This window comes from Pseudomonas sp. LP_7_YM, from assembly GCF_004364435.1.
Taxonomy (GTDB): Bacteria; Pseudomonadota; Gammaproteobacteria; order Pseudomonadales; family Pseudomonadaceae; genus Aquipseudomonas.
Window position 1 is genome coordinate 106125 of record NZ_SOCT01000004.1, and the last position, 22123, is coordinate 128247.

The window sequence follows — 22123 nt, forward strand, 5'->3', positions numbered from 1 at the left end:
TGCGCACCGAGGGACAAAGCGCTGGCATCGGCCAGCGCCGTGTTCATCGCCCCTTACTGCATCCAGGGCGGAGGCGGTTCTTCAGCCTTGCCCGGTGGCGCCTCATCCTCTGCCTTTACAGCCTGACGCCGCGCCTCGTCGCGCTGCGCGGCTTCGATCTCGCGCAACACGCTACCAACGTCCGCGGCCTCATCGGTGTCCGCAAACTCGCCGGTGAGCACGGTCGTAGGCGACAAGGTGCCGGCTTCGTAATAGGCCCACATCTCCTTGGCGAAGCGGGTCTGCTTCAGTTCAGGGGCAAAGCGGCCGAAGTACGAAGCCATGTTGCCGACGTCGCGCTCAAGCATGCTGAACGCGTGGTTGTTGCCCGCAGCGTCCACCGCCTGCGGCAGGTCGATGATCACCGGGCCATCGGGCGACAGCAGCACATTGAACTCGGACAGGTCACCGTGCACCAGTCCGGTACATAACATCAGCACGATCTGTTGAATCAGGAAGGCGTGATACTCACGCGCTTGATCCGGATCGAGCGTGACGTCGTTCAAGCGTGGTGCTGCGTCGCCGTACTCATCGGACACCATTTCCATCAGCAGCACGCCCTCGAGGAAGTCGTACGGCTTGGGCACCCTGACGCCTGCGCTGGCAAGACGGAACAAGGCCGCCACTTCGGCGTTCTGCCACGCATCTTCGGTTTCCTTGCGCCCGAACTTGGACCCTTTGGCCATGGCCCGGGCCTGGCGGCTGTTGCGCACCTTGCGGCCTTCCTGATACTCGGCAGCCTGACGGAAACTGCGTTTATTCGCCTCCTTGTAAACCTTCGCGCAGCGCAGCTCTTTGCCACAGCGCACCACATAAACAGCCGCCTCTTTGCCGCTCATGAGCGGGCGCAGCACCTCGTCTACCAGACCGTCTTCGATCAGGGGTTCAATGCGTTTTGGAGTCTTCATCAGCTTTTATTGGGGGTCCTTCGTTGCCAAACACGCGATTGTTGCTCGTTATACGGCAATCTTCCGCTAGCGAGTAGGGGCATATGTATTGAGTCATGGATTCAATTTCAAACCAGACGTTCCCAGGATCGAGCCAAGCACCTTTCATGCCGGGCGCAGGATAGTCCAATCCTGGTGATGACAGGTGCGCCAGCTGTGAGCGGATATATCGCCCCGATCCCGCCAATCGGACGATGCCGGGTGCCGCGCGGGCATAAAAAGGGGTTTGGCAGGCGCTGGAGCGGCGGTCATTCGTGATCACCTGAACAACTCCCCCGGAGTGAATCCGAATAAACCCTTGAATGCCGCGATGAACGCTGACGTTGAGTCGTAACCACAATCAAGGGCCGTGCGGGTCACGCTGTCGCCCTCCTCCAATGCGTTGAGCGAAGCCAGCAGTCTTGCTCTCTGCCGCCAGCCTCTGAAACTCAAGCCCGTCTCGCGCTGGAACAAGCGCATCAGGGTCTTTTCCGACATGTTCAGGCGTGCTGCCCAGTAGGTAAGGGTGATGTTCTGGCTGGGCTCTTCGATCAGTTCGTTACACAGCGAAAGCAAGCGGGTATGACGTGGAAGCGGCAACGAAAAGCCGACTTCCGGCAGGGTCACCAGTTGGTCGAGCAGTACCTGGACCAGTCGCGCTTCAGGGCTGTCGTGCTCAGGATAATCGGCGGGGAGCAGACAGAAGCTTTTGATCAGTTCGCGGACCAGGGGCGTGACCTCCAGCACGCGGCAGCGCTCAGGGGCCCCGCATGAATCCTGGGTGCGGATGTACAAACTGCGCATCTCGGCGCGGGTCGAAGTGACGACTTCGTGATCGAGCCCTGCAGGAATCCAGACGCCCCATTGGGGTGGGGCAAAAAAGCTGCCCTGCTCGGTCTGTACGCCAAGCACACCGCTGATGGCATAGGAAAATTGCACCCAGTTGTGACGATGGGTGGGCGTCCAGGAGCCGGCGCTCAGGCTTTCGGCCCTCGCGTACAACGGACGCGGCAGATCCGCGAGCGCCGGGATAGAACGTTCGGTGTGCGGGCTGCGCGCGGGCAAGTGTCCTTTGGTCGGCATGAGCGGGCCTGATGTCGTGAAGCGGTAGTGTAGGGCCGGGCCTGTCTGATAATCCACTCACTGCGCCATGCTGCGACCCTTACATCTGCCGCCTTAGGCACATGCTGATCCAATTGAATCTGTCATCACGGTGTGTGCCATTTTCATCTGGCAGTGCTGAGAGCCTCACGCTGAGGAAAAACGCGCCAGGCTGCGCCCTGTATGGCCTGCGTGGCCGGTCTGTTACGTTGCGTCACAACATCCGCCTGCGAAAGCGCCGAGAACCACATTGGCGTCAAACGCGACCTCGCCTTCTCCGTCGTCCATCTGATCGACATGGCCCGCGACTCACTTATCCATTCCTGTTGAAATCGCTGCTACCGCAGGATGCGGTGTATCGGCCAGCACGGTGGCGGTTGATAGACCGCTTTCGTCGGAGCAGCTGGGCCCTATGGACGAGGTCCACAGTATGCGTGTGCCCAAATGGTGTGGAGGAGCTGCTGTGGCGGTACACCTTGCATGCGATCCCGTGGGAACCGGCAGCAGCACCAGCCTGTGTGTTATCTCACCGTTCCAGAATCGCCGTAACGCCCTGCCCGCCCGCCGCGCAAATCGAGACAAGCCCACGGCCCTGCCCAGCCACGCTCAGCAGCTTGGCCAGGTTGGCAACGATACGCCCGCCAGTTGCCGCAAACGGGTGGCCGGCCGCCAGTGAGCTGCCTTTGACGTTGAGCTTGCTGCAATCAATCGAACCCAGCGGCGTATTGAGTCCCAAGCGGGTTTTGCAGTATTCGGGGTCTTCCCAAGCCTTGAGCGTACACAGCACTTGCGCGGCAAACGCTTCGTGAATCTCGTAGTAATCGAAATCCTGCAAGGTCAGGCCATTGCGGGCCAGCAAGCGCGGTACGGCGTACACCGGCGCCATCAGCAACCCTTCTTCGCCGCGCACAAAATTCACGGCGGCGGCTTCGCCATCGCGCCAGTAAGCCAGGATAGGTAAGCCACGCTTTTGAGCCCATTCCTCGCTGGCCAGCAGCACCAGTGACGCGCCGTCGGTCAGTGGCGTGGAGTTACCCGCCGTCAGCGTTCCTTTCGCGCTGCGCTCGTACGCAGGCTTGAGCGAGGCGAGCTTTTCCAGAGTCGCATCAACGCGCAGGTTGTTATCCCGGGTCAGGCCGTTGAAGGGCGTGAGCAAATCGTCCTGCCAGCCCGCTGCGTAGGCCGCAGCCATTTTTTGATGGCTCTCCAGCGCCAATTGGTCTTGCGCTTCCCGAGGGATCTGCCAGGTCTGCGCCATCAGCTCGCAATGCTCGCCCATCGACAATCCTGTTCGTGGCTCGCCATTGCGCGGCAGCTCAGGCTTGAGGTTATGCGGACGCAACTGGGTCAGTGCCTTGAGTTTGTCACCGGTGCTCTTGCTGCGATTGACCTGCAACAGGATCCGCCGCAGGTCCTCATTCACACCAATCGGCGCATCGGAGGTGGTATCCACGCCACCGGCAATGCCGCATTCGATCTGCCCCAGCGCAATCTTGTTGGCCACCAGCAACGCGGCTTCCAGCCCGGTGCCGCAGGCTTGCTGAATGTCGTAAGCCGGGGTCTCGGCCGACAGCCGCGAACCGAGCACACATTCGCGGGTCAGGTTGAAATCCCGCGAATGCTTTAGCACCGCGCCCGCCACCACTTCACCCAAGCGCTGCCCATGCAGGTTGAAGCGCTCGATCAAGCCTTCCAGCGCGGCGGTCAGCATGGCCTGATTACTGGCGGTGGCGTACGCGCCGTTGGAACGGGCGAACGGAATCCGATTGCCTCCGACGATGGCCACGCGGCGTATCTGACTCATTGAAATCTCCCTTTCTGGTGTGAGCTGATCAGCTCAAGAGCGTAGGACTTATTACCCTAGGACTTATTACCCGATAGTGCGGTCCACTCTTTGAACCCCGACTCAAGGAGAGTGTTCCATGGCATCTGATCGCTACATCGACTTCGCCAATTCGGACATCGGTCGCCGACTGATTGGGGCCGTGGGGCTGCCTGCGCCCGCTCGACTGGAACGCTGGCAGGCTGGCCGCCTGCGCCCGGTGGAAGGCGCGTTGCTCTTGAGCGCAGGCCCATTGGCGGAATTGGTCAACGGCTTTGCGCCACGCATGACCGATCTGCTGTTCGGGTTTAGCGCCGAGGTGAGCGATGCGCACCCGTGGACAGCCGATCAGGGCTCGAAGATCAAAGCCGTGGTATTTGATGCCAGCCCCCTCATGCACACCTCGCAGCTGGGTCAGTTGCACGATTTTTTCCATCCGGTGCTGCGCCATCTGGAGCACAGCGCGCATATCGTAATTCTCGCCCGCGCGCCCGACACGCTGAGCGACCCGCTGGCGGCCAGCACCCAGCAGGCTATCGAAGGCTTCAGCCGTTCGCTGGCCAAGGAAATGCGCAATGGCGGTACGGTTCAGTTGCTGCAAGTGGAAGAAGGCGCCGAGGATCAACTCGAAGGTGCGTTGCGATTCTTCCTGTCGCCGAAAAGCGCGTTCATTTCCGGGCAAGTGATTCGTCTGAGCGCTTGCGCCGTCAAAGTGCAGGACTGGAGTCGTCCGTTGGCCGGACGCAAGGCGCTGGTCACAGGCGCTGCGCGAGGAATCGGTGCGGCGATTGCCGAGACCCTGGCCCGCGATGGCGCCGAGGTGGTGCTGCTCGATGTGCCGCAGGCCAAGTCCGATCTCGAAGCACTGGCTGCACGTCTTGGCGGTCAGCCCCTGGTGCTGGACATCTGCGCACCGGACGCCGCTGCCCAACTGATCGAACACATTCCAGGCGGTCTCGACATCGTGGTGCACAACGCAGGGATCACCCGCGACAAGACCCTGGCCAATATGACGGAGGAATTCTGGAATTCGGTGCTCAACGTCAACCTCAATGCCCCACAAGGGCTGACCCAGGCGCTGATCGATGCCGGTGCCCTGCACGATAACGGCAGCGTGATCCTGATGGCATCCATCAGCGGGCTGGCGGGTAACCGCGGGCAAACCAACTACGCCACCAGCAAGGCCGGGCTGATCGGGCTGGCCAGAGCCCTGGCGCCTTCGCTCAAGGAGCGCGGCATCAGCATCAATGCGGTTGCCCCCGGTTTTATTGAGACCAGCATGACCGCTCACATGCCATTCGCGCTGCGTGAAGGCGGTCGGCGCATGAGTTCATTGGGCCAGGGCGGGCTGCCGCAGGATGTGGCAGAGGCGGTGGCGTGGCTGGGTCAGCCAGGCACTGGGTCAGTCAGCGGACAGGTTTTGAGAGTCTGTGGACAAAGTTTGATCGGCGCTTGAGTCTGCCGCCAAACGTCGCACGCAGAACATGAAGATGTGAACGGAGAAAGTCGATGAGTGGACACTGGCGCTATCTGGACAGCCCACCCGCGCTGCCCGGCCTGTTCCTGCAGGCGGCGCTGCGGCGCAAGGTCAGCGGCACGCAACTGCCCGACCACGGCCTGCGCTGCTGGGTGTCAATCGAGCCTGAGAAGGTCAATGCCTTCGCCAAGGTCTGTGGATTCATTCCCGGCAGTCTGCTGCCACCGACTTATCCCCATGTTCTGGCCTTTGCATTGCAGATGAAACTGCTCACCGACAAGGACTTTCCATTTCCGTTGCTGGGGCTTGTGCATGTGCATAACCGGATCAGCATTCGGCGGCCACTGGGCGGCGTGATCAAAGCGCAGGTCAGTGTGCGGGTGGCCGATCTGCGGCCCCATGCCAAAGGCGCTACGTTCAACCTGATCACCCAGTTCGAGGATGCATTGGGTCTGCTCTGGGAAGAGCGCAGCACCATGCTTTGTCGTGGTGCGAACGCCGAGGGTGAAGTTGAAGGCGCTTTCGAGCCTGCGCCGCTGCCGATGACCGAGCTGGCGACCTGGTATGCCCCAGCGGACATTGGTCGGCAATACGCCAGGGCCAGCGGTGATTACAATCCGATCCACTTGAGCGCCCCCAGCGCCAAACTGTTCGGTTTTCCCACCGCCATCGCCCACGGCCTGTGGATAAAAAGCCGCGCCTTGGCCGCGCTGGAAGACCATCTGCCCGCCTCGAATGTGGAGATATCGGTGGAATTTCAGAAACCCGTGCGCCTGCCCAGCGAGGTGACTATGTTTGCGAGTGTTGCGGGGTCTCACGGGCAATTGAGGGTCGAAGGCCGGGAAGGGATCGTGCACATGATCGGGACGTGGCAGCCGATTTCGGAATAGCCACGCAGCGCCCTGCATATGCAACTTGACCCTCCCGCGTAACCCCCTGAAGCTACGCACCTTCAGGAGACCTGCGCATGAACCTCGACGAACTCACCCAACGCCTGCATCGCATCCGCGATAGCAATGACTGGCGGCAATTCCACAGTCCAAAGAACCTGGCGATGGCTGCCAGTGTGGAAATGGCCGAGCTGGTGGAAATCTTCCAGTGGAAAACCGAGGATCAGTCGCGCCAGCTACCTGCCGACGAATTGGCCCACGCCGGTCAGGAAGTGGGTGACATCGTGCTCTATCTGTTACTGATGTGCAGCGAACTGGGGCTGGACATGAATGACGTGGTCCGCGCCAAGCTGGCTGACAGCGAACGGCGGTTCGCTAAATGAGCGATCGTCATTTCGACCTCTTGGCCACCCGCTTCGCCGAGAAAATCTACGGCGGCGCCAAAGGCGCGATTCGCCTGGCGGTCCTGCAGGCCGACCTCAAGGAATCCCTGCCGAACCGCCCCCTGCGCGTGCTGGATATCGGCGCGGGCTTGGGCCATATGTCGCTGTGGCTGGCCGAACAGGGTCACGAGGTGACGCTGGCCGAACCTGCCGAACCGATGCTGGAGGGAGCCCGTCAGCGTTTTGCCGAGGCCGGGCAGTCGGCGACTTTCATTCAGGCCCCCTTTCAGGCGTTGCCGGGCCTGCTCACCGAGCCTTACGATCTGGTGCTGTGCCACGCAGTGCTGGAATGGCTGGCCGAGCCCTACGCCATCCTTGCGGTGCTGCATGGTTTGACCAAAGCCGATGGCTGGCTGTCGCTGGCGTTTTATAACCGCGACGCACTCATTTATCGCAATCTGCTCAAGGGTCACTTCCGCAAGATGCGCCGAAATACCCTGGCCGGTGAAAAACAGAGCCTGACCCCGCAACAACCGCTTGATCCGCGTGAATTAGCGGCGCAACTTGAAAGTCTGTGGCGAGTCGAAACCCAAAGTGGCGTCCGGGTTTTCCACGACTACATGCCGATCGAGTTTCAGGCCAGGGCTGAACTCGCGGACCTGCTGGAAATGGAACTGGCGCATCGACGCCACCCCGGCTTCGCCGGCCTGGGACGTTATCTGCACTGGATGTGCCGACCTGTTTGACGCTATTTGCGGAGACCCTCATGAAACGCCGTCTCGCTGTGCTCTCTCTTTGCCTGGGCCTTGCCGCCTGCCAGAGTCCTAATCCTTACACCGCCGTTTCGGCCGCAGTCCCGCCTGCGCCGCCGCAAGCTGCCAATACCCTCGACATGAGTGCCTACCCGGCGGCACCTCGCGACTATGGACGCTATCGCAACTGGACCTGGCTTAACGGTCAACTGCCGCCGGGCACGCAATGGGCTGATTCGGGCCAAGTCGCTGAAGCCGTGAGTAACGGGCTTGACCAGCGCGGCTTGCGACCCTCGCGCAACCCTCAGGCGGCTGATTTGCAGGTAGCCGCCGATACGCGCATGGAGACCCGTCTGCGTCAGGTGCGCGACGATTATTACGACCCGTACTATGGCGGCGCGGGTGCCGGCTACTACGGTGGCAACGGTTATCGCAATGGCTACGGCGGATACGCCAGCGTGCCGGTGATGCGCACCTATCAAGAGCAGGTGGTCGTGGTGCGCATCAGCCTGTTCGATGCCCGCAGCGGCCAGCCGGTGTGGAGCGCCAGCGCCGAAACCGGCAGCGGCGGCGATCAGGCAGATCGCGCCAAAGCATTGCGGCAGGCTGTGCAGCGTGCCTTGACCGCCTATCCGCCGTCATAGCACGGCCCTACATCCTTGCTGGAGAACCATCATGTTGCGCTGTATCGCTGTCGTGTGTGTTGCCCTGCTGCTCGCCGCGTGCCAGACCGATCGGGTCAATCGTGACTTCGATGCCCAACGCGACTTCGGCGGGTATGGAACCTGGGCGTGGAAAGAACCGGGCCTGCAATATCAGCCCAATGACCCGCGCATCAAAAGTAATCTGACCGAGCAGCGTATTCGTCAGTCCGTCACTGAGCAGCTCGATCAGCGTGGTCTGCGCATGGCCACGGCCGGGACCAAGGCTGACGTGCAGGTTCAGGCCTGGCTGATCGTCGAAAACCGTCAGCAGATGGTCACCACCAATTATGGCGGCGCCTGGGGTAATCCATGGGGCGGATACTGGGGCGGCCCGATCGGCACCGAGACGCGCAATGTCGACTACAAGGTCTCGACCTTGCAGATCGACATGTTCGATGGCAAGGACGGCAAGCTGGTATGGCGCGGCAGCACCGAGCAAATCGCGGACGACAGCAGCGCAAACCCGGCCGCCCGCGAACTGGCGTTGCGTCAGACAGTGCAGAAAATCCTGCAGCAGTATCCTCCCCGGTAACAGCCACAGACCTTAAGTTTCAAGCGGCGAGAACGAGTGACTCGGGCCGCTTGAAGCCAGGCTTTGCGACGGTTTCTCCGCTACCCAGATGAATCCGGCGTTTGTGCCGGCGCATTCGCAAAGCCTCGACTAGACTCCGCCAATTCTGGGTGAGTGGCGACGGCTTTGTCGAAGGAGTGCTGGATGTCTGCCCTGCTATCCCCCTGTGGCCGCCCGGACCGGCAGCGCGGTGCCATAGGACTGTTTGCCGCGCTGACCATGGCGCTGGCCCTGCTATGCACCCTGGTGGTGGTCGACAGCGGCCGACTCTTTCTGGAAAAACGTACCCTGCAGCGGGTGGCCGACATGGCCGTTCTGGAGGCTGCGAGCCTGGGCGGCAACTGCGCGGGAAACAGCACTGCCAGCACGTACGCGATACAAAGCGCTACGCGCAATGGCTTCACCGTGACCGACAATACCCGCCTGCTGACGACCCTCTGCGGCGCCCTTACCACAGGGACCGACAGCCGCCGAAGCTTTACCGCCGACGCCACCCGATCCGATGCCATTCAGGTGACCGTCAGCCATACCGTCGCACGCAGCGTTGCAGCAGGCGTTGGCGCAATGTTCGACAGCACTCCGTCCCCCTCGACCATCCAGTTGACAGCCGTTGCCGTAGCCACGCCACCCTTGCCGCCGTTGGCGCAGCTGACGATCAGGAGCACATTGACCACCATCGACAGCACCAAAGGCGATCTGTTGAATGCCCTCTGGGGTGGCCTGCTGGGCGGCACATTGAATGTCTCTCTGGCAGGATGGCAAGGCCTGACCAACGTCAACATCAACATGCTCGGCTATCTGAATCAGTTAGCGATTGATGTCGGCGTCAAGGCGGGGGATTACACATCATTGCTGGGCACCGATATCACCGTTTCGCAACTGCTCAAGACGGCAGTCAAGGTGTTGCCCCAGAGCAACCCTGCGGTTCAAGCCGCGATCACCAACCTGCTGGGGGCCAGTGCCATCGCTGGCGGTACGACAATCAAACTGCAAGGCCTGATGAACGTGCAGAACGGTCTGCCACAGGCAGCGCTGGACACCAGCCTCAATCTGTTTCAACTGGTGGAAGCCTTCGTTCAGGTGGCCAACAGCAACAGCGCCGTCACCGCGACGGTTCCCGCCAGTCTGATGGGGGTGGCGGGTGCCACCGTGCAGTTGAAAATCATTGAGCCCCCGCAGCTTACGGCGTTGGGAAACCCGATTCTGGCCAAAGCCAACCCGACCGGACCGAATCAGATTTACGTGAACACGGCGCAGGTACGGATACTGATCAGCGTTGATCTGGGTCCTGGGCTCAGTGCAACACTGACCGCGCTCAACACGACGCTGTCCACCCTGGGCCTGACCCTACTGGGGGCTGACGTGAAAATGCTGCCCAACGGGTCCACTGTCGATATCAGCCTCGACGCCGCCCAGGCCAGCAGTTACGTCACCGATTTCAGCTGCGACAGCGACGCTACCAAAACCCTCACCACCAGCACGACGACTGCGGCATTGGTCACCAAGATCGGTACCATCTCCAACAAATCGGCCTGGACGTCATCGTCAACCGCGATGAGCGTGCAGGAACTGCCGATTCTCGATATCGGTACGACCAGCTGTACGGCGGTGACGCACATCTGCCAGGCACGGGTTGCCTACGGCGGTGGTGGACTGGGTTTGTATGTCGGCGGCACCGGATCTACCGACGGCAGCGTGCTGGGCGTTACACAACGCTATGTTCATCCTCAGCCTGCCGAGATACACAAGGACCCGGCCCCTTATCAGACGTTCAAGAACGACAACCTCGTCAGCAGCCTCAACGACACGTTTGGCAGCGTCCATCTGGTCTACCACAAACCCACCAGTGTCTCGTTGCTGGCACCGGTGCTGGGCACCCTGACGTCAATATTAACGACCGTACAAACGACCCTGGCAGGGGTGATCAACAGTGTGCTGGCGCCGCTGGTAGACCCCATACTCAATCAGGTGCTGACCACCTTGGGTATCAATCTGGCAGCGGTCGATGTGGGGCCTAACCTCAGCTGCCATCCGGCTCAGGGGGTGTTGGTGATCTGAATGTATGGCGCTTGCGCCTGCGCAGGCCGTTCACTCTTGCACAATGGGCAACGCAATGCGGAAACACGCGCCCTCATTGGCATTGCTGACCGTCAACCGACCGCCCATTTGCTCGACGATGCCGTAACTGACCGACAACCCCAGCCCCGTGCCCACGCCCACAGCCTTGGTGGTGAAAAAGGGTTCAAAAATACGCTCCAGCAGACGCGGATCGATACCGCCGCCGTTGTCCTCGACCACCAGCCAGACGGTCTGCTCATCCTGCTCGGTGTGCAGAGCGATCCAAGGTTCGAAATCGCGATCCTTCTCTCTTTTGGAAAGCAGGGCATCGCGCGCGTTGACCATGAGGTTGATCAGCACCTGTTCCAACTGATCGACGTGCCCACGCACCTGCACCGGCGGCCCGGGCTCACCGATGCGCAGTGCAACCCCTTTGCCCTTCATGCCTTCGGAAAGCATGCTCAAGGTGCCGTCCACCGCATCGGTCGGGCTGAATAATTGCTGTTCGACCTCCGAACGGCGGCCAAATACCCGCATGTGGTCGACCACCCTGGCTGCACGCTGCACCTGGGAATCAATACGGTTGAGTTTGTCAGTCAGGTAGTCGACGTCGACGTCACCATTGCTCAAGCGTTTGAGCACATTGACCACCGCCATGCGCATGACATTGAGCGGCTGGTTGATCTCGTGGGCCAGGCCGGTCGCCATTTCACCGAGGGTCGCCATTTTGGCGCTTTGGTTGAGTTGCATCCGGCTGCGACGGGTTTCTGTGTTATCGCGGCCCACGGCCTGAATCTCGATCAATTTGCCGCTGTCGTCGAACACTCCCCGGTCGGCCCAGATCCACCAGGCATGCTCGCGGCCGGGCAGTTCGAGGCAGATTTCCGAGGTGCTCATCGGCGCCTGCGGGGTCAGTTGGGCGATGCGCTGCAGGAAGGTCTCTTTCTGTTCGGCGGAAAACCACCCGCTCAGGTTCATGCCCGGCAGCTGCGCAGGCGTGCACTCCAGGTAGTCAGCCAGTGGCCGGTTGCCGAAGTTGAGCACCAGATCCGGGGTGTAGCGACAGATCATCGCCGGTGAGTCTTCCACCAGGATCCGGTAGCGTTCTTCGCTTTCGCGAACGCGCTCGGTGGCCTGAGTCGCTTCCGTCACATCCAGCCACAGGCCCACTGCTTCGACCGGCATGCCGAGGTCGTCACGCAGCAAACGCGCTTCATCCAGCAGCCAGTGGTACTCGCCTTTTTTGTCGCGCAGGCGATAGCGGCAACTGACCACGCCTTCGCGGAGCAACTGGCGAGTACGTTGAAACCAGATGTCGCGATCGTCCGGATGAATATAGTGCGTGAGCTGACCGTCGCTGCAATCGGCCAGAGCCCATCCCAGCAATGGCGTCAGGCTGGCGCTGAAAAAGGTGGGTTCCAGACTGCCCTGGTCGTAGCTCAGCACATAAATCACCGCAGGCGAACTGGCGATCAGGTTATCCAATCGGGCATGGGCGGCGGCGGCCTGGGTTTCCTGATTCTTGATGTCGCTGACGTCGAGCATGAAGCCCAGGACCCGTCGGCTTTGCCCGCTGACCAATATTTGTCCCTGAATTCGCAGCCAGACCGGGGGCTGGGACGGATCGTCCTGACGCAACCTGACACAGCACAGCAGGGGGGTTGAATGTTCACGCAACTGGCCGAGGCGGCTTTCCAGCTCATGACGATCAGCGGGATGAATCAACTGCTGCCATTGCGCCAGCGGCAACACATCGCTAGTGTCCGGCAGCCCTAACGTACGGGCCAGTTGCGGCGCAACCTGTACTTTTTCACTGTCGGGCATCAGCTCCCACCAGCCAGTGCCAAGCAGGTCTTGCAACACGGCAAGGCGCTCCACATGATGACGATGCGTCTGATCGGCATACCGATAGAGGATCGGCCCCGCGAGCGCCGAGCACAGGTTCATCCACTCTCGATCACCCAACTCGGGGGCTTGCTGAGCGGCGTCGTAGAACCCGAACAGCAGCCACGCCTTGACCGAGCCCTCCTTGTGGTGGGGCAGCAGAAAACCCGCTGCGTTGCCGAAAGCACTTTGCAGGCGCACCAGCACTGTCGGTTCGGCGAAGTCGATCTGCTGAGTCCGCGTGCCGTTCAGCGTGTCAAGGTCAGTACCCAAGCGCTGATGGTCCTGCCACAGCTGTGGCGCGGTGTGCGCGTTGTAATGCGCGTAGATGCGCCATCCCGCACCGCTCGCGTCAGCAAGTGCCAGGGCAAGACAGGGTACGCGGTACTTCTGGGCCAGCTCTTCCAGCTGTTCGGCGGCCACCACCGGCAGACGATCAATGTGGCAACCCCGGACCCTCTCCGCGATCTGCCCGGCCAGACGCAGGCACTGCTGACGGCTCTGCGCGATGCTGGCTTCTTGCATCAGGTCGCCGATATCCAGCAACTGCAAAATCCAGATGCCAGCCTGGGCCTGGACCCAGCCTCGGGAGTGCAGCACCTGCCCATCGGGGCGTCTGAAATCCAGGTCGAGCATATGCCCCAGCCATTCCTCGGGCGTGCCTTCAACCACCAGCGCGCTGGCTGGCATCAAATACCCCAGTAGTCGCTGCGGCGGGGTCAGGACAGCCGCCAGCCCCAATGCGCTGCACAAGGATCTGCTGATGCCGGTTACCCGCCCTTCCTGGTCCAGATGCATGTGCCAGTCGGCCCCCGTCAAAACAGGTTCGACAAGCAGAGGGCCTGGTTCGGATTGGGCGGGTGCATCCGTGCGGCCCAGCCAGCGATTGAGGATTTCGTTTTTAAGGGGCAAGTTGAAGACTCGCTTGAGCCGAAAGGTAGGTCGGCAGATTGGGGACATTGCCGATGCCGGGCAGCGTCAACACCGGCAACACCTGCGTCAGTTTGCTTGTCGGATAATTGATACCCACCGTAAGCAGCTTGCCATCGAAAGTGACCACCGCGTCCGAAGTGACATTGAAGGCGAACGCCGACGGTATCCACGACAGTTGACTGCTCAACGCCGACGTCGCCTGCGTAGTGACCAGACTGGCGTAGCCCGCAGCGCTCGCACTGGCCGTTGGGCTGATGGCAACGCTTTGACGTACCGCTTCGGCGGTCGCGTTGTTGAACGATTGCATCATCAGCAAGGGCAGGCTGTAGGTCACTACCCCGTAGAAGATCCCGAAGAAAATCATGAATACCAGGGCGAATTCGATGGCCGCCGCGCCGCGTTGCCCGGAAGAGGAAAAATTGTGGGAAATACTGCGCATGCCGACGTCTACCCTGACAGTGCTACCGTGCTTGAGCATAGATACTTTCCGGAAAACAGGACGTTTCTTACCCAATGAATTTATTTTTCCTGCTGCTGTGGTTTGCCGTCTGCGCGGATCAAGATGCGCGCTGCAGGCGGGTTTCCAATGCATGGACGCTCGGCGCAGGGCTGATTGTGCTCGGCTACCTACTGATAAACGGTAGCAGTTGGCTGGGTGCATCCACGCCGCAGGCCGGGTGGGCGCTGTTGACGACACTGGCGCTTACCCTGCCGGGTTATGCATTGCGCAGGCTCGGCGCAGGCGACGTGAAACTGTTGGTGACACTGGCGCTGGCCAGCGACCCATTGCATATGCTGGGCACGTTCGTCGGTGCTGGCGTGGCGAGTACAGGGTGGCTGCTGGTGCGTCAAAAAGTCTGGCCCCATACCGGTCAATGGTTTAGACGTCGCTACCCCCACTTGGCATCTGACGCGTCAAGCAAACAGCCATTCGTGCCGTTTCTGTTTCTGGGGTTTTTGGCCACCGCCGCAGGGATCCACTAGTCGAATTGCCATTACGGCCTATGTACATAGCCGGAAAGTGGGACTAGGTTTATTCCTACGTCCAGACCAAAAGCTGTCCTGCCGTAGGGATGTCAGAAAAGGACAGGCACGCCTCAGGACAGATTGAACTGTAGTCACAGCAGGGAGCAGCGCTTGAACAAGCAATCGGTAGTCAAGATTCTGGTGGTCGATGATCAGCAATTCATCGTCGACGAAATCAGCGAGTTTCTGGAAGGTAATGGCTACTGCTGTGTGCCCAGCTATTCGGGTCGTGAAGCACTGGAGCGATTCCGCGATGACCTCGCCATCGCCATCGTGCTGTGCGATCTGGACATGCCTGTGCTAAACGGCATCGAACTGGTGGAAGCGATGAGGCTGCTGGCGGGCAAAAAGCGGATGTTCGAAGCCATCATGCTTACCGGCCGCGCCGAAAAACAGGACGTGATCAAGGCCCTGCGGGCAGGCATCGCCGACTATTACCAAAAACCCGTCGACTTGAACGAATTGCTCGAAGGCATACAGCGCCAGGAAGAGTCGCTGGGAGAACGGGTCAGAGAAGCGCAGCACCTGGGGCACCTCGACGACAGGCTGCAATTTCTGTCGGCCTCGATCGACGATCTGCGTCAGGATCTGGACAAGTCCTCCCAGAACGCCCAGTCGACAAGGCCGGACCGCGACGGCGAGCGCGCAATACCGGCCATCTTCGAACCGCTCTCCCCTCGCCAACTGGACGTTGCCAGGCTGGTGAGCAAGGGTCAGACCAACTATCAGATCGCCTGCGAACTGGGTATCACCGAGAACACCGTGAAGCTCTACGTGTCGCAGGTCCTGCGCCTGACCCACATGAACAACCGCACACAACTGGCCCTGGCCCTGTCACCGAACAATTCCGCTGCGCGGGGGCGGGTAACGGAGCATTAAGCGTCCGGCATCGTCCTGCAGAAGCGCTTGGCCGCGACGTGGGTGGGTCTGTTACGGACTTTGTAGCTGATCCAGCGCGTTCGCTGCCCTCGTAACCTCCAGCGTCTCCTACAGCGATTGCAGCGTGGCGAGTATCTGCTGCACCCGCCGGACTGCAGGAACGCGCTTGACGGTGAAGGCGTAAGCAAATCCTGCTTTCGTCTCAATTTGCTCCTGAGCCTCCCGATACAGTTCCGCCCTTTTTCTGCTCGAAGAACTCAGGAATCGGGTGTTGATAGTTGTTGAGCCAGCGCTGCATGCTCTGGTCGCGTTCGACGGGTGCCTGGGGCTGGGGGATGGTTGAGGCAACCTTGCCACTTGCTTGAAGTTCCAGCCAGGCTTCGGTCTGTTTCTGCGTGGCCGAAGAGGCGCCGGATTCAATGGCGACGGCCGTGTCCGTCAGCGTCAGCAGGCAGAGAGCGGTAAGTAAATGAGCTTTCATCGATGCCTCCCTGCAACCGCAGCCGGATCAGCCACTGCCGCGACCTTGTCAGCCTTGATCACCGGGGTGCCAGGCGTGCTTTTGAGTTTTTCCGCGCGGGCCTGCGCTTCGTTTACCTGATCAGGCGTTAGTCCCGTGCGTGAGACCAGTTGCGCCGCCTGGGTCCAGTCGTCCTGATAGATCAGCAAGGTGACCAGGTTCAACGCAGCCAGGGTGTCCGGTTGCTTGAGTTCAAGCGCGGTGAGGAACTGGAATCGGGCCTGCTCCAGCTTGTGCTGGCTGAGGTAAACCACCCCAAGGTCGTTGCGTATTTTCTCGTCGGTGGGCGACAGCTTCACCGCCGCCTGCAAGTACATCAATGCCGAATTGTTATCCCCTCGCGCAGCAGCCAGTTGTCCGAGGCCATGCTCGCCCTCGGCAGCACGGCAGGTGCCAAGCAGGCTTTTGTACAAAGGCGCTGCCTCGTCACTGCCCAACAGCCGCAATACCCGAGCCTTGCGCAGCCGCACTTCGGCCAGATTCGGCGGCAGACTTTCCAAATGCGCAAGGCTGGCGTGAAGGCGGCCTTCGTCGGCCATGTCCTGCGCCATGTTCAGTGCCAGCTCCTGATCGGAGGTTGGCTTGCCGCAACCGCTTCCAGTGGCTTGGGCCAGCCAGGGTACGCTGCCGTCGGTGGCGCAGCCGCTGAGCAGCACCAGTCCCAATACCGCGATGACTGCTTTCATTGCATCTCCTAGTGCGGACTCAGGGCCTTGCCAATGGCAACGAAGCCTGGTCCGGCCAACACGATCAACAGGGCTGGAAATAGAAACACCATCATCACCACCGACATCTTTGCCGAAAGCTTGGAGACGTATTCCTGCAACCGCGTCAGACGCCGGTCATCGATCAGTTGCTTGAGCCCCAGCAGCGACTTCATCGCCCCGCCGCCCTGATGAATCAATTGATTGAGAATCACACAAGTGTCGCTGAACTCGTCGACGGCCAGCACGGCGGCCATTTTGTTCAGCTCATGACCCAGCTCCAGCCCCGAATCGATACGCACCAGCATGACCCGCAGTTCCTCGGATAACACCGGTAGCAGCCGTTGACCTTCGTTGCTCAGCACGCGCAACGCCTGTTCAACCGCCATGCCGGACTCGAACAGAATGCGCAGCAGCGGAATGAATGTAGAGATCTCGACCACTATCTGCTTTTGTCGTCGAGCCGCTGCTGAAGCGAGAACACGTTTGGGCGCCAGATAGCCCAGGCCAAGTCCGAATAAAGGCGCCACGATCGGATACGTCACGTCGGTAAAGAACAGGGTCTGGCCCGCCAGGACCAGGCAGACCACGACGACGGGAACTCCCACCTGACACGCCGCAAACAGCGAGCGCTGGCTGGCCCGGCGCCAGCCGATGCGGTTGAGCAGGATCTGCGCCTCGCTGTCCAGGCTCACCGAGCGCTGCCCGAAACGGCTGTCACCGAGCAGGCGCAGCAGCGTGCCGACCCGGCTATCGCGGATGACCACGCCTTGCAGACGCGCCATCACCACGCGTTCATTGCGCCGTTGTCGAGTCACGGTCAGCAACAGGAAAAAACCGGCGGCCGCGAGCATCAGAACACCGAGCAATAAAACCATCTCAAATGCTCCTCAACATGCGCCACAATGCCAGACAGCCCAGTGTCTGCATGCCGAATGCGAACATCAGCATGGTTTTCCCATTGTCGTCACCCCACATGTGCATCAGATAGCTGGGGTTCACGATCAGAAAGTAGCCCACCATGCCCACCGGCAGCAGCGCCAACACCACGGCGGTCATACGGGTTTCGCCAGTCAGTGCGCGCAACTGGCGGGCGCCCTGTTCACGTTCACGGATCAGCCGGATCAGGTTATCCAGCAATTCGCTGGCATTGCCGCCATAGCGATGGTTGACCCGCAGCCCCATGGCGAACAACTGCAGTTCGTCGCGCTCGTACAGCTCGGCAAAATCCTTGACCGCATCCGGCAAGGCTACGCCGAGCTGCACGTTACGCTTGATCCGGGACATCGCCTCGTTGAGCGGATATCCCGCCGAGTCGATACCTTGCAGCACCGCGTCGCCCAGCGTGCGACCGGATTTCAGGCTGCGCACTGCATGGTCCAGCAGTTGCGGCAGTTGCGCGATCATGCGGCTGACGCGGCGTTGATAGCGCAAGCTGACGTAAAGCCGCAGCAGGATGACCGGCAGCACCACGCCCAGTAGCAGACCGAACCAGTCATCGAGCAGATACCCCAGGAGCATCGCCATCAACCAGATGGTCACCGCCAAGGGCAAACGCTCGGTCGGGCGGCCGAGGCCGGCGCGCAGAAAGGCCCGTTCGATGCGCGCAATGCCCGGTCGCGAAGCCACAGGTTCGGGCTGGCCCAAGGACAGCCGCGCCATGATCCGCTCGTTGGCGCCCTGATTCAGGCCGCGATAGAACAGATACGCCGACAACCCCATCAGCAACATGAAGATGAGTCCGAGAGCGATCCCCCCTTTCACCTTGAACCTCCACAGTGCATGCCTAGTAGTCCATGTGCCGAAGCTTGTCGCCTGCGGGGTTGATGGCCTCGCGCAGGAAACCGAAGCCTGAGCGGCGGTCGAGCCGGAACAGCGTGTTGGTGACGTAGACGTCTTCGCGTACCCCGACCACTTCCACTACTTCGCTGACGCAACGGCGTCCATCGGGCATGCGCGTCAGCTGAATGATCACGTCGAGCGCGGCGCAGATCATCTGGCGCAGGGTTTTCTCGGCGATCTGCCGACCGGTCAGGCCCACCAGTGTCTCGAGCCGCAATAGCGCATCCTGAGCATTGTTGGCGTGCACCGTACTCATCGACCCGTCGTGACCGGTGTTCATCGCGGTCAGCACATCGACCACTTCCACCCCGCGGATCTCGCCGAGAATGATCCGGTCCGGCCGCATCCGCAAAGCGTTGCGGATCAGATCGCTGGAACGTACTTCGCCATGCCCTTCGGCATTGGGTGGACGGGTTTCCAGTCGCACCACGTGAGGGTGTCCGAGCTGCAGCTCGGCGACGTCTTCAATGGTCACCAAGCGTTGCTGGGTATGGATCATCTGGCTCAACACGTTAAGCATGGTGGTCTTGCCGGTGCCAGTGCCGCCGCTGATAAGAATGTTGCAGCGCTTGCTCACCGCGCTTTCCAGAAACTCGTAGATGGGTTGATCAATGGTCTGCATGGCCACCAGGTCGGCACTCTTGAGCATGTCCTTGCGGAATTTACGGATCGACACACAAGGCCCGTCCAGCGCAATCGGCGGGATGATCGCGTTGACCCGGCTGCCATCGGGCAAGCGCGCATCGACCATAGGCGAGGAGGCATCCAGACGTCGGCCCAACGGCGCAAGGATCCGTTGGATCACGCGCTCGACGTGGTGTGAGTCGATGAAACGCAGGTCCGAGTGGTGCAGCACCCCGTCACGCTCGATAAACACTTTGCTGGGGCCGTTGACCAGAATCTCGGTGACACTGTTATCGCGCAGGAGCACCTCCAGCGGACCGAAACCGGTGAGCTCATCCACCAGTTCCTCAGCCAGACGCTCCATCTCGTAGCGGGAAACCGCCAGACGCAGCCGCGCCACATACTCGGCCACCTTGTCGGAGACGAACTGTGCCAGCGCCGGACGTGTGCCCTCCAGCAGGTTACGCCCGCTTTCTTCAATGGCATCGATGATGTAGCGATGCAGAACCAGCTTCAGGTCCCGCCCATCGCCGCTGCCTTCCTGCGGACGGGGTGTAACGCCAAACAGCTTTTCGCCTTTCATTTACGGGCTCCCAATAAACGCCCCAACCAGCTTTTACGGGGCTTGTCCGAGGGTTGTGAACGGACGACGATTCGCTCGCCGAGGGTGCGCAATCCGGTGCTCAGCGATTCCCGGGGCGACAACTCGAACAACGACAACCCCTGGTTTTTTGCATTCAGACGCACCTCCGGGCTCAGCGGCAGCACTGCCATCGCCGGCAGGCCGAAGGTCTTCTCCAGCGCCTCGGAATTGGGCGTGACATGGCGCATGTATTTGTCCACCAGCAACCCTCCCTGCTGCAGCTGCAGGCCTTTCTCGCGCCAGAGGTTAAGAATCGCCAAGTTGCGCCTGCACTCGATGACGTTCTGATCGACGTACCACAGCAACCGGTCGCAGTGGGCGACGAAGGTTCGCAACGACTGGCTGTCCGGTTGCCCGACCAGGTTCACCACCACATTCTGGAAGTGCTGACGCAGGGCGCTGAGCAGCATGTACAGCTCCGCCGCGCTGGTGTGCTCCAGCGACATGTCGTCGTTGCCATAGGCCAGAATACGCAGCTGACTGGGGTGCACGGCGAAGGCGCTGTCGATCAAGGTCGAGTCGAGACGGCGCAGGTGACGCAGCGCATCACCGAAATTGAACGAGGACTCAAGGTTGAGGATCGCCAGACTGTCGCCACGGGGCATGCCCAGATCCAGCAACAGCGTGCGCTGCTCTTTCTGCTGCGCCACCAACGCCAGATGCGCCGAGATCAGCGCACCATCGCCATCGCATTGAGCGCCGTAAATAACCGTCAGGCCGCCCATGTTCGGGTTGGGCGCAACCGCAGGCAGGCGTTTGCTCAGGCGTCGAACCAGCCCGGCGACTTCACTGGAACGCGACCCGTAGGCGACGAAATCCCGCGCCCCGGCGCGCATGGCGTTGAGCACCAGCTGGTTGTCCATGCCGTCACCGAGGGCCACGATTGCCAGCATCGGCTTGGCTTCCAGTGCGCCTTCGATCAACGCGCTCTGGTTCACCAGGTGGTCCCGGTCCAAGCCCACGAACACCACACTGGCGAAAGTCACGTCCACCAACGCCAGCAGTTCGTCGAGGCTGCCGGTACCCGCGCTGACCACCTGACCGAGCGGCAACAGTGCACCTTGCAGCCATTCCAGGTCGGTGGTGTTGCGCGCGATGGCCAGAAAGGTCTGGCTTAGATTGGGCCCCTGGCTCATTGCGACAACCCGCTGCGGCGATCAAAGCTGCCGTTTTCGAGGAAATACATTTTGAGGAAGCTCGGGTCGTAATTGCGCAAGCCCTCACCCGGTAGTGATGGCAGCGGCGCGTTGACCGCCATGGGCTGGACCAGATGCGGCGTAACAATCATCAGCAGTTCGCGCTCTTCACGATTGATTTGCGAGCTGCGAAACAGTGCGCCAAGGATCGGGATATCGCCCAGTCCCGGAAACTTGTCCACCGCCGCGATATTGCTGGTGTTGATCAGGCCGCTGATAACGAAGCTTTCGCCGTCGGCCAGGGACACGCTGGTGTCGGTACGGCGGACATTGAGGGCCGGCACGGTGGTGCCGCCGATGGTAACGCCCGCCGTGAAGTCCAGCTCGCTGACCTCGGGCGCAACCTTCAGGGAAATACGATTGCGCCCCACCACTGTCGGGGTCAGCGTCAGACGCACGCCGTATTCCTTGTACTCGATGGAAATGCCGTTGCCTTCGCCGTTGGGCACCGGCACCGGAAACTCGCCCCCTGCCAGAAAACTTGCGCTCTGCCCGCTCAAGGCAACCAGGCTGGGCCTTGCCAGGGTGTACGCGAAACCGCTGCTCTCCATGGCGTTGAGCATACCCAGAACCTTGCTGCCGCCCCCGCCCCAGACGATGTTGAAGGTATTGTTGTTCAACGGAATGCCCGGAAGCGTGCCGCTTACCGACCCCGGCGTCACGTTCACGCCCGGCACGGTGCCGGGCGATCCGAACAGGAAGTTGTTCGAACCCCGGCCGAAGATCGACGTGCTGGCCTCTTTGAGCTTGGTACGACTGACCTCGACGAAACGAATATCGGTCTGCACCTGGCTGGGCAACAGCGGGTCTTCGGAAGGGGGCAACAGCGGGTCGGTCATCGCCGTGCTGGCGGCGCCGCGTACGAATACCATGCTTTGCCGGGGCGACGCCGAGCAGGCGGTCCAGATCATCAGACTGGTGGTGCCCGGTCCGACGCCCGTCAGCAGGAAGGCGCTGTTGTCATCGCCGTTGACGTGCACATCGGCAATTTTCGGATCACCCACCGCCAGCCGCGTGATCCCCACCGGCGAGTGAATGTCCTGCTGCACACCCTGGCCGATTTCCATGGCAGCAGGCATCGCCGATAACGCAGAACAACCGGCGGGCGCGGCCACGGCCACGCCCTGACACAACCCGGCAGACATAAAG

General features: G+C 61.1%; 20 protein-coding genes and 1 pseudogene. 9 read left to right on the plus strand and 12 right to left on the minus strand.

Annotated elements, in window-relative coordinates:
- Window positions 1-53: 53 nt before the first annotated feature.
- From EC915_RS12260 to EC915_RS12270, 3 genes are all read right to left on the minus strand, one after another.
- Window positions 54-947, minus strand: a complete 894-nt coding sequence (locus EC915_RS12260; protein ID WP_133750798.1) for a PA4780 family RIO1-like protein kinase — start codon at window positions 945-947, stop codon at window positions 54-56.
- Window positions 948-1244: 297 nt separating this feature from the next.
- Window positions 1245-2048 (minus strand): helix-turn-helix transcriptional regulator, encoded by an 804-nt coding sequence (locus EC915_RS12265; RefSeq protein WP_133750799.1) that lies wholly within the window; start codon window positions 2046-2048, stop codon window positions 1245-1247.
- A gap of 544 nt (window positions 2049-2592) precedes the next feature.
- Window positions 2593-3870: an acetyl-CoA C-acetyltransferase gene (locus tag EC915_RS12270; protein ID WP_133750800.1), complete on the minus strand. Its 1278-nt coding sequence runs from the start codon at window positions 3868-3870 to the stop codon at window positions 2593-2595.
- 118 nt (window positions 3871-3988) lie between these two features.
- On the opposite strand from EC915_RS12270, the gene EC915_RS12275 reads away from it, so the two are divergent.
- From EC915_RS12275 to EC915_RS12305, 7 genes are all read left to right on the plus strand, one after another.
- Window positions 3989-5344, plus strand: a complete 1356-nt coding sequence (locus EC915_RS12275; RefSeq protein ID WP_133750801.1) for a 3-oxoacyl-ACP reductase — start codon at window positions 3989-3991, stop codon at window positions 5342-5344.
- 53 nt (window positions 5345-5397) lie between these two features.
- Entirely contained in the window at window positions 5398-6255 is an 858-nt protein-coding gene (locus EC915_RS12280) for a MaoC family dehydratase (protein WP_133750802.1), read from the plus strand.
- 77 nt (window positions 6256-6332) lie between these two features.
- Window positions 6333-6638: a nucleotide pyrophosphohydrolase gene (locus EC915_RS12285; RefSeq protein WP_133750803.1), complete on the plus strand. Its 306-nt coding sequence runs from the start codon at window positions 6333-6335 to the stop codon at window positions 6636-6638.
- Entirely contained in the window at window positions 6635-7384 is a 750-nt protein-coding gene (locus EC915_RS12290; RefSeq protein ID WP_133750804.1) for a methyltransferase domain-containing protein, read from the plus strand. The genes EC915_RS12285 and EC915_RS12290 overlap by 4 nt, the downstream gene beginning before the upstream one ends.
- 20 nt (window positions 7385-7404) lie before the next feature.
- Complete coding sequence (locus EC915_RS12295) at window positions 7405-8034, plus strand: DUF4136 domain-containing protein (protein ID WP_133750805.1); 630 nt, start codon at window positions 7405-7407, stop codon at window positions 8032-8034.
- Between the two features lie 31 nt (window positions 8035-8065).
- A complete protein-coding gene (locus EC915_RS12300) occupies window positions 8066-8626 on the plus strand; it encodes a DUF4136 domain-containing protein (protein ID WP_133750806.1) in 561 nt (186 codons plus the stop codon).
- A 183-nt stretch (window positions 8627-8809) separates the two neighbouring features.
- On the plus strand, window positions 8810-10723 hold the full coding sequence (locus EC915_RS12305; RefSeq protein WP_133750807.1) for a pilus assembly protein TadG-related protein: 1914 nt from the start codon (window positions 8810-8812) through the stop codon (window positions 10721-10723).
- 30 nt (window positions 10724-10753) lie between these two features.
- Here the strand turns inward: EC915_RS12305 and EC915_RS12310 are convergent, their stop codons facing one another.
- Both EC915_RS12310 and EC915_RS12315 read right to left on the minus strand, forming a co-directional pair.
- Window positions 10754-13519, minus strand: coding sequence for a PAS domain-containing sensor histidine kinase (locus tag EC915_RS12310; protein WP_256658721.1), 2766 nt, complete (start codon window positions 13517-13519; stop codon window positions 10754-10756).
- Window positions 13509-13979: a TadE/TadG family type IV pilus assembly protein gene (locus EC915_RS12315; RefSeq protein ID WP_133751105.1), complete on the minus strand. Its 471-nt coding sequence runs from the start codon at window positions 13977-13979 to the stop codon at window positions 13509-13511. Before EC915_RS12315 ends, EC915_RS12310 begins: the two co-directional genes overlap by 11 nt.
- 74 nt (window positions 13980-14053) lie before the next feature.
- Here EC915_RS12315 and EC915_RS12320 point away from each other — a divergent pair, with 74 nt between their 5' ends.
- Together EC915_RS12320 and EC915_RS12325 are read left to right on the plus strand one after the other, a co-directional pair.
- Window positions 14054-14524: a prepilin peptidase gene (locus EC915_RS12320; RefSeq protein WP_133750809.1), complete on the plus strand. Its 471-nt coding sequence runs from the start codon at window positions 14054-14056 to the stop codon at window positions 14522-14524.
- Window positions 14525-14707: 183 nt separating this feature from the next.
- Window positions 14708-15334 (plus strand): annotated as a pseudogene (locus EC915_RS12325) (response regulator transcription factor); the annotation flags it as partial.
- A 313-nt stretch (window positions 15335-15647) separates the two neighbouring features.
- Here EC915_RS12325 and EC915_RS12330 read toward each other — a convergent pair.
- Genes EC915_RS12330 through EC915_RS12360 form a run of 7 tightly spaced genes read right to left on the minus strand, consistent with a single transcriptional unit; the run spans window position 15648 to window position 22119 of the window.
- Window positions 15648-15926: a DUF3613 domain-containing protein gene (locus EC915_RS12330; RefSeq protein WP_133750811.1), complete on the minus strand. Its 279-nt coding sequence runs from the start codon at window positions 15924-15926 to the stop codon at window positions 15648-15650.
- Window positions 15923-16651, minus strand: a complete 729-nt coding sequence (locus tag EC915_RS12335) for a tetratricopeptide repeat protein (protein ID WP_133750812.1) — start codon at window positions 16649-16651, stop codon at window positions 15923-15925. Before EC915_RS12335 ends, EC915_RS12330 begins: the two co-directional genes overlap by 4 nt.
- An 8-nt stretch (window positions 16652-16659) precedes the next feature.
- Complete coding sequence (locus EC915_RS12340; RefSeq protein WP_133750813.1) at window positions 16660-17547, minus strand: type II secretion system F family protein; 888 nt, start codon at window positions 17545-17547, stop codon at window positions 16660-16662.
- A 1-nt stretch (window position 17548) separates the two neighbouring features.
- Entirely contained in the window at window positions 17549-18433 is an 885-nt protein-coding gene (locus tag EC915_RS12345; RefSeq protein WP_133750814.1) for a type II secretion system F family protein, read from the minus strand.
- A gap of 22 nt (window positions 18434-18455) precedes the next feature.
- Window positions 18456-19718, minus strand: a complete 1263-nt coding sequence (locus tag EC915_RS12350) for a CpaF family protein (RefSeq protein WP_133750815.1) — start codon at window positions 19716-19718, stop codon at window positions 18456-18458.
- Complete coding sequence (locus tag EC915_RS12355) at window positions 19715-20914, minus strand: pilus assembly protein (RefSeq protein WP_133750816.1); 1200 nt, start codon at window positions 20912-20914, stop codon at window positions 19715-19717. Before EC915_RS12355 ends, EC915_RS12350 begins: the two co-directional genes overlap by 4 nt.
- Window positions 20911-22119, minus strand: a complete 1209-nt coding sequence (locus tag EC915_RS12360) for a type II and III secretion system protein family protein (protein WP_256658732.1) — start codon at window positions 22117-22119, stop codon at window positions 20911-20913. The genes EC915_RS12355 and EC915_RS12360 overlap by 4 nt, the downstream gene beginning before the upstream one ends.
- Between the last annotated feature and the right edge of the window lie 4 nt (window positions 22120-22123).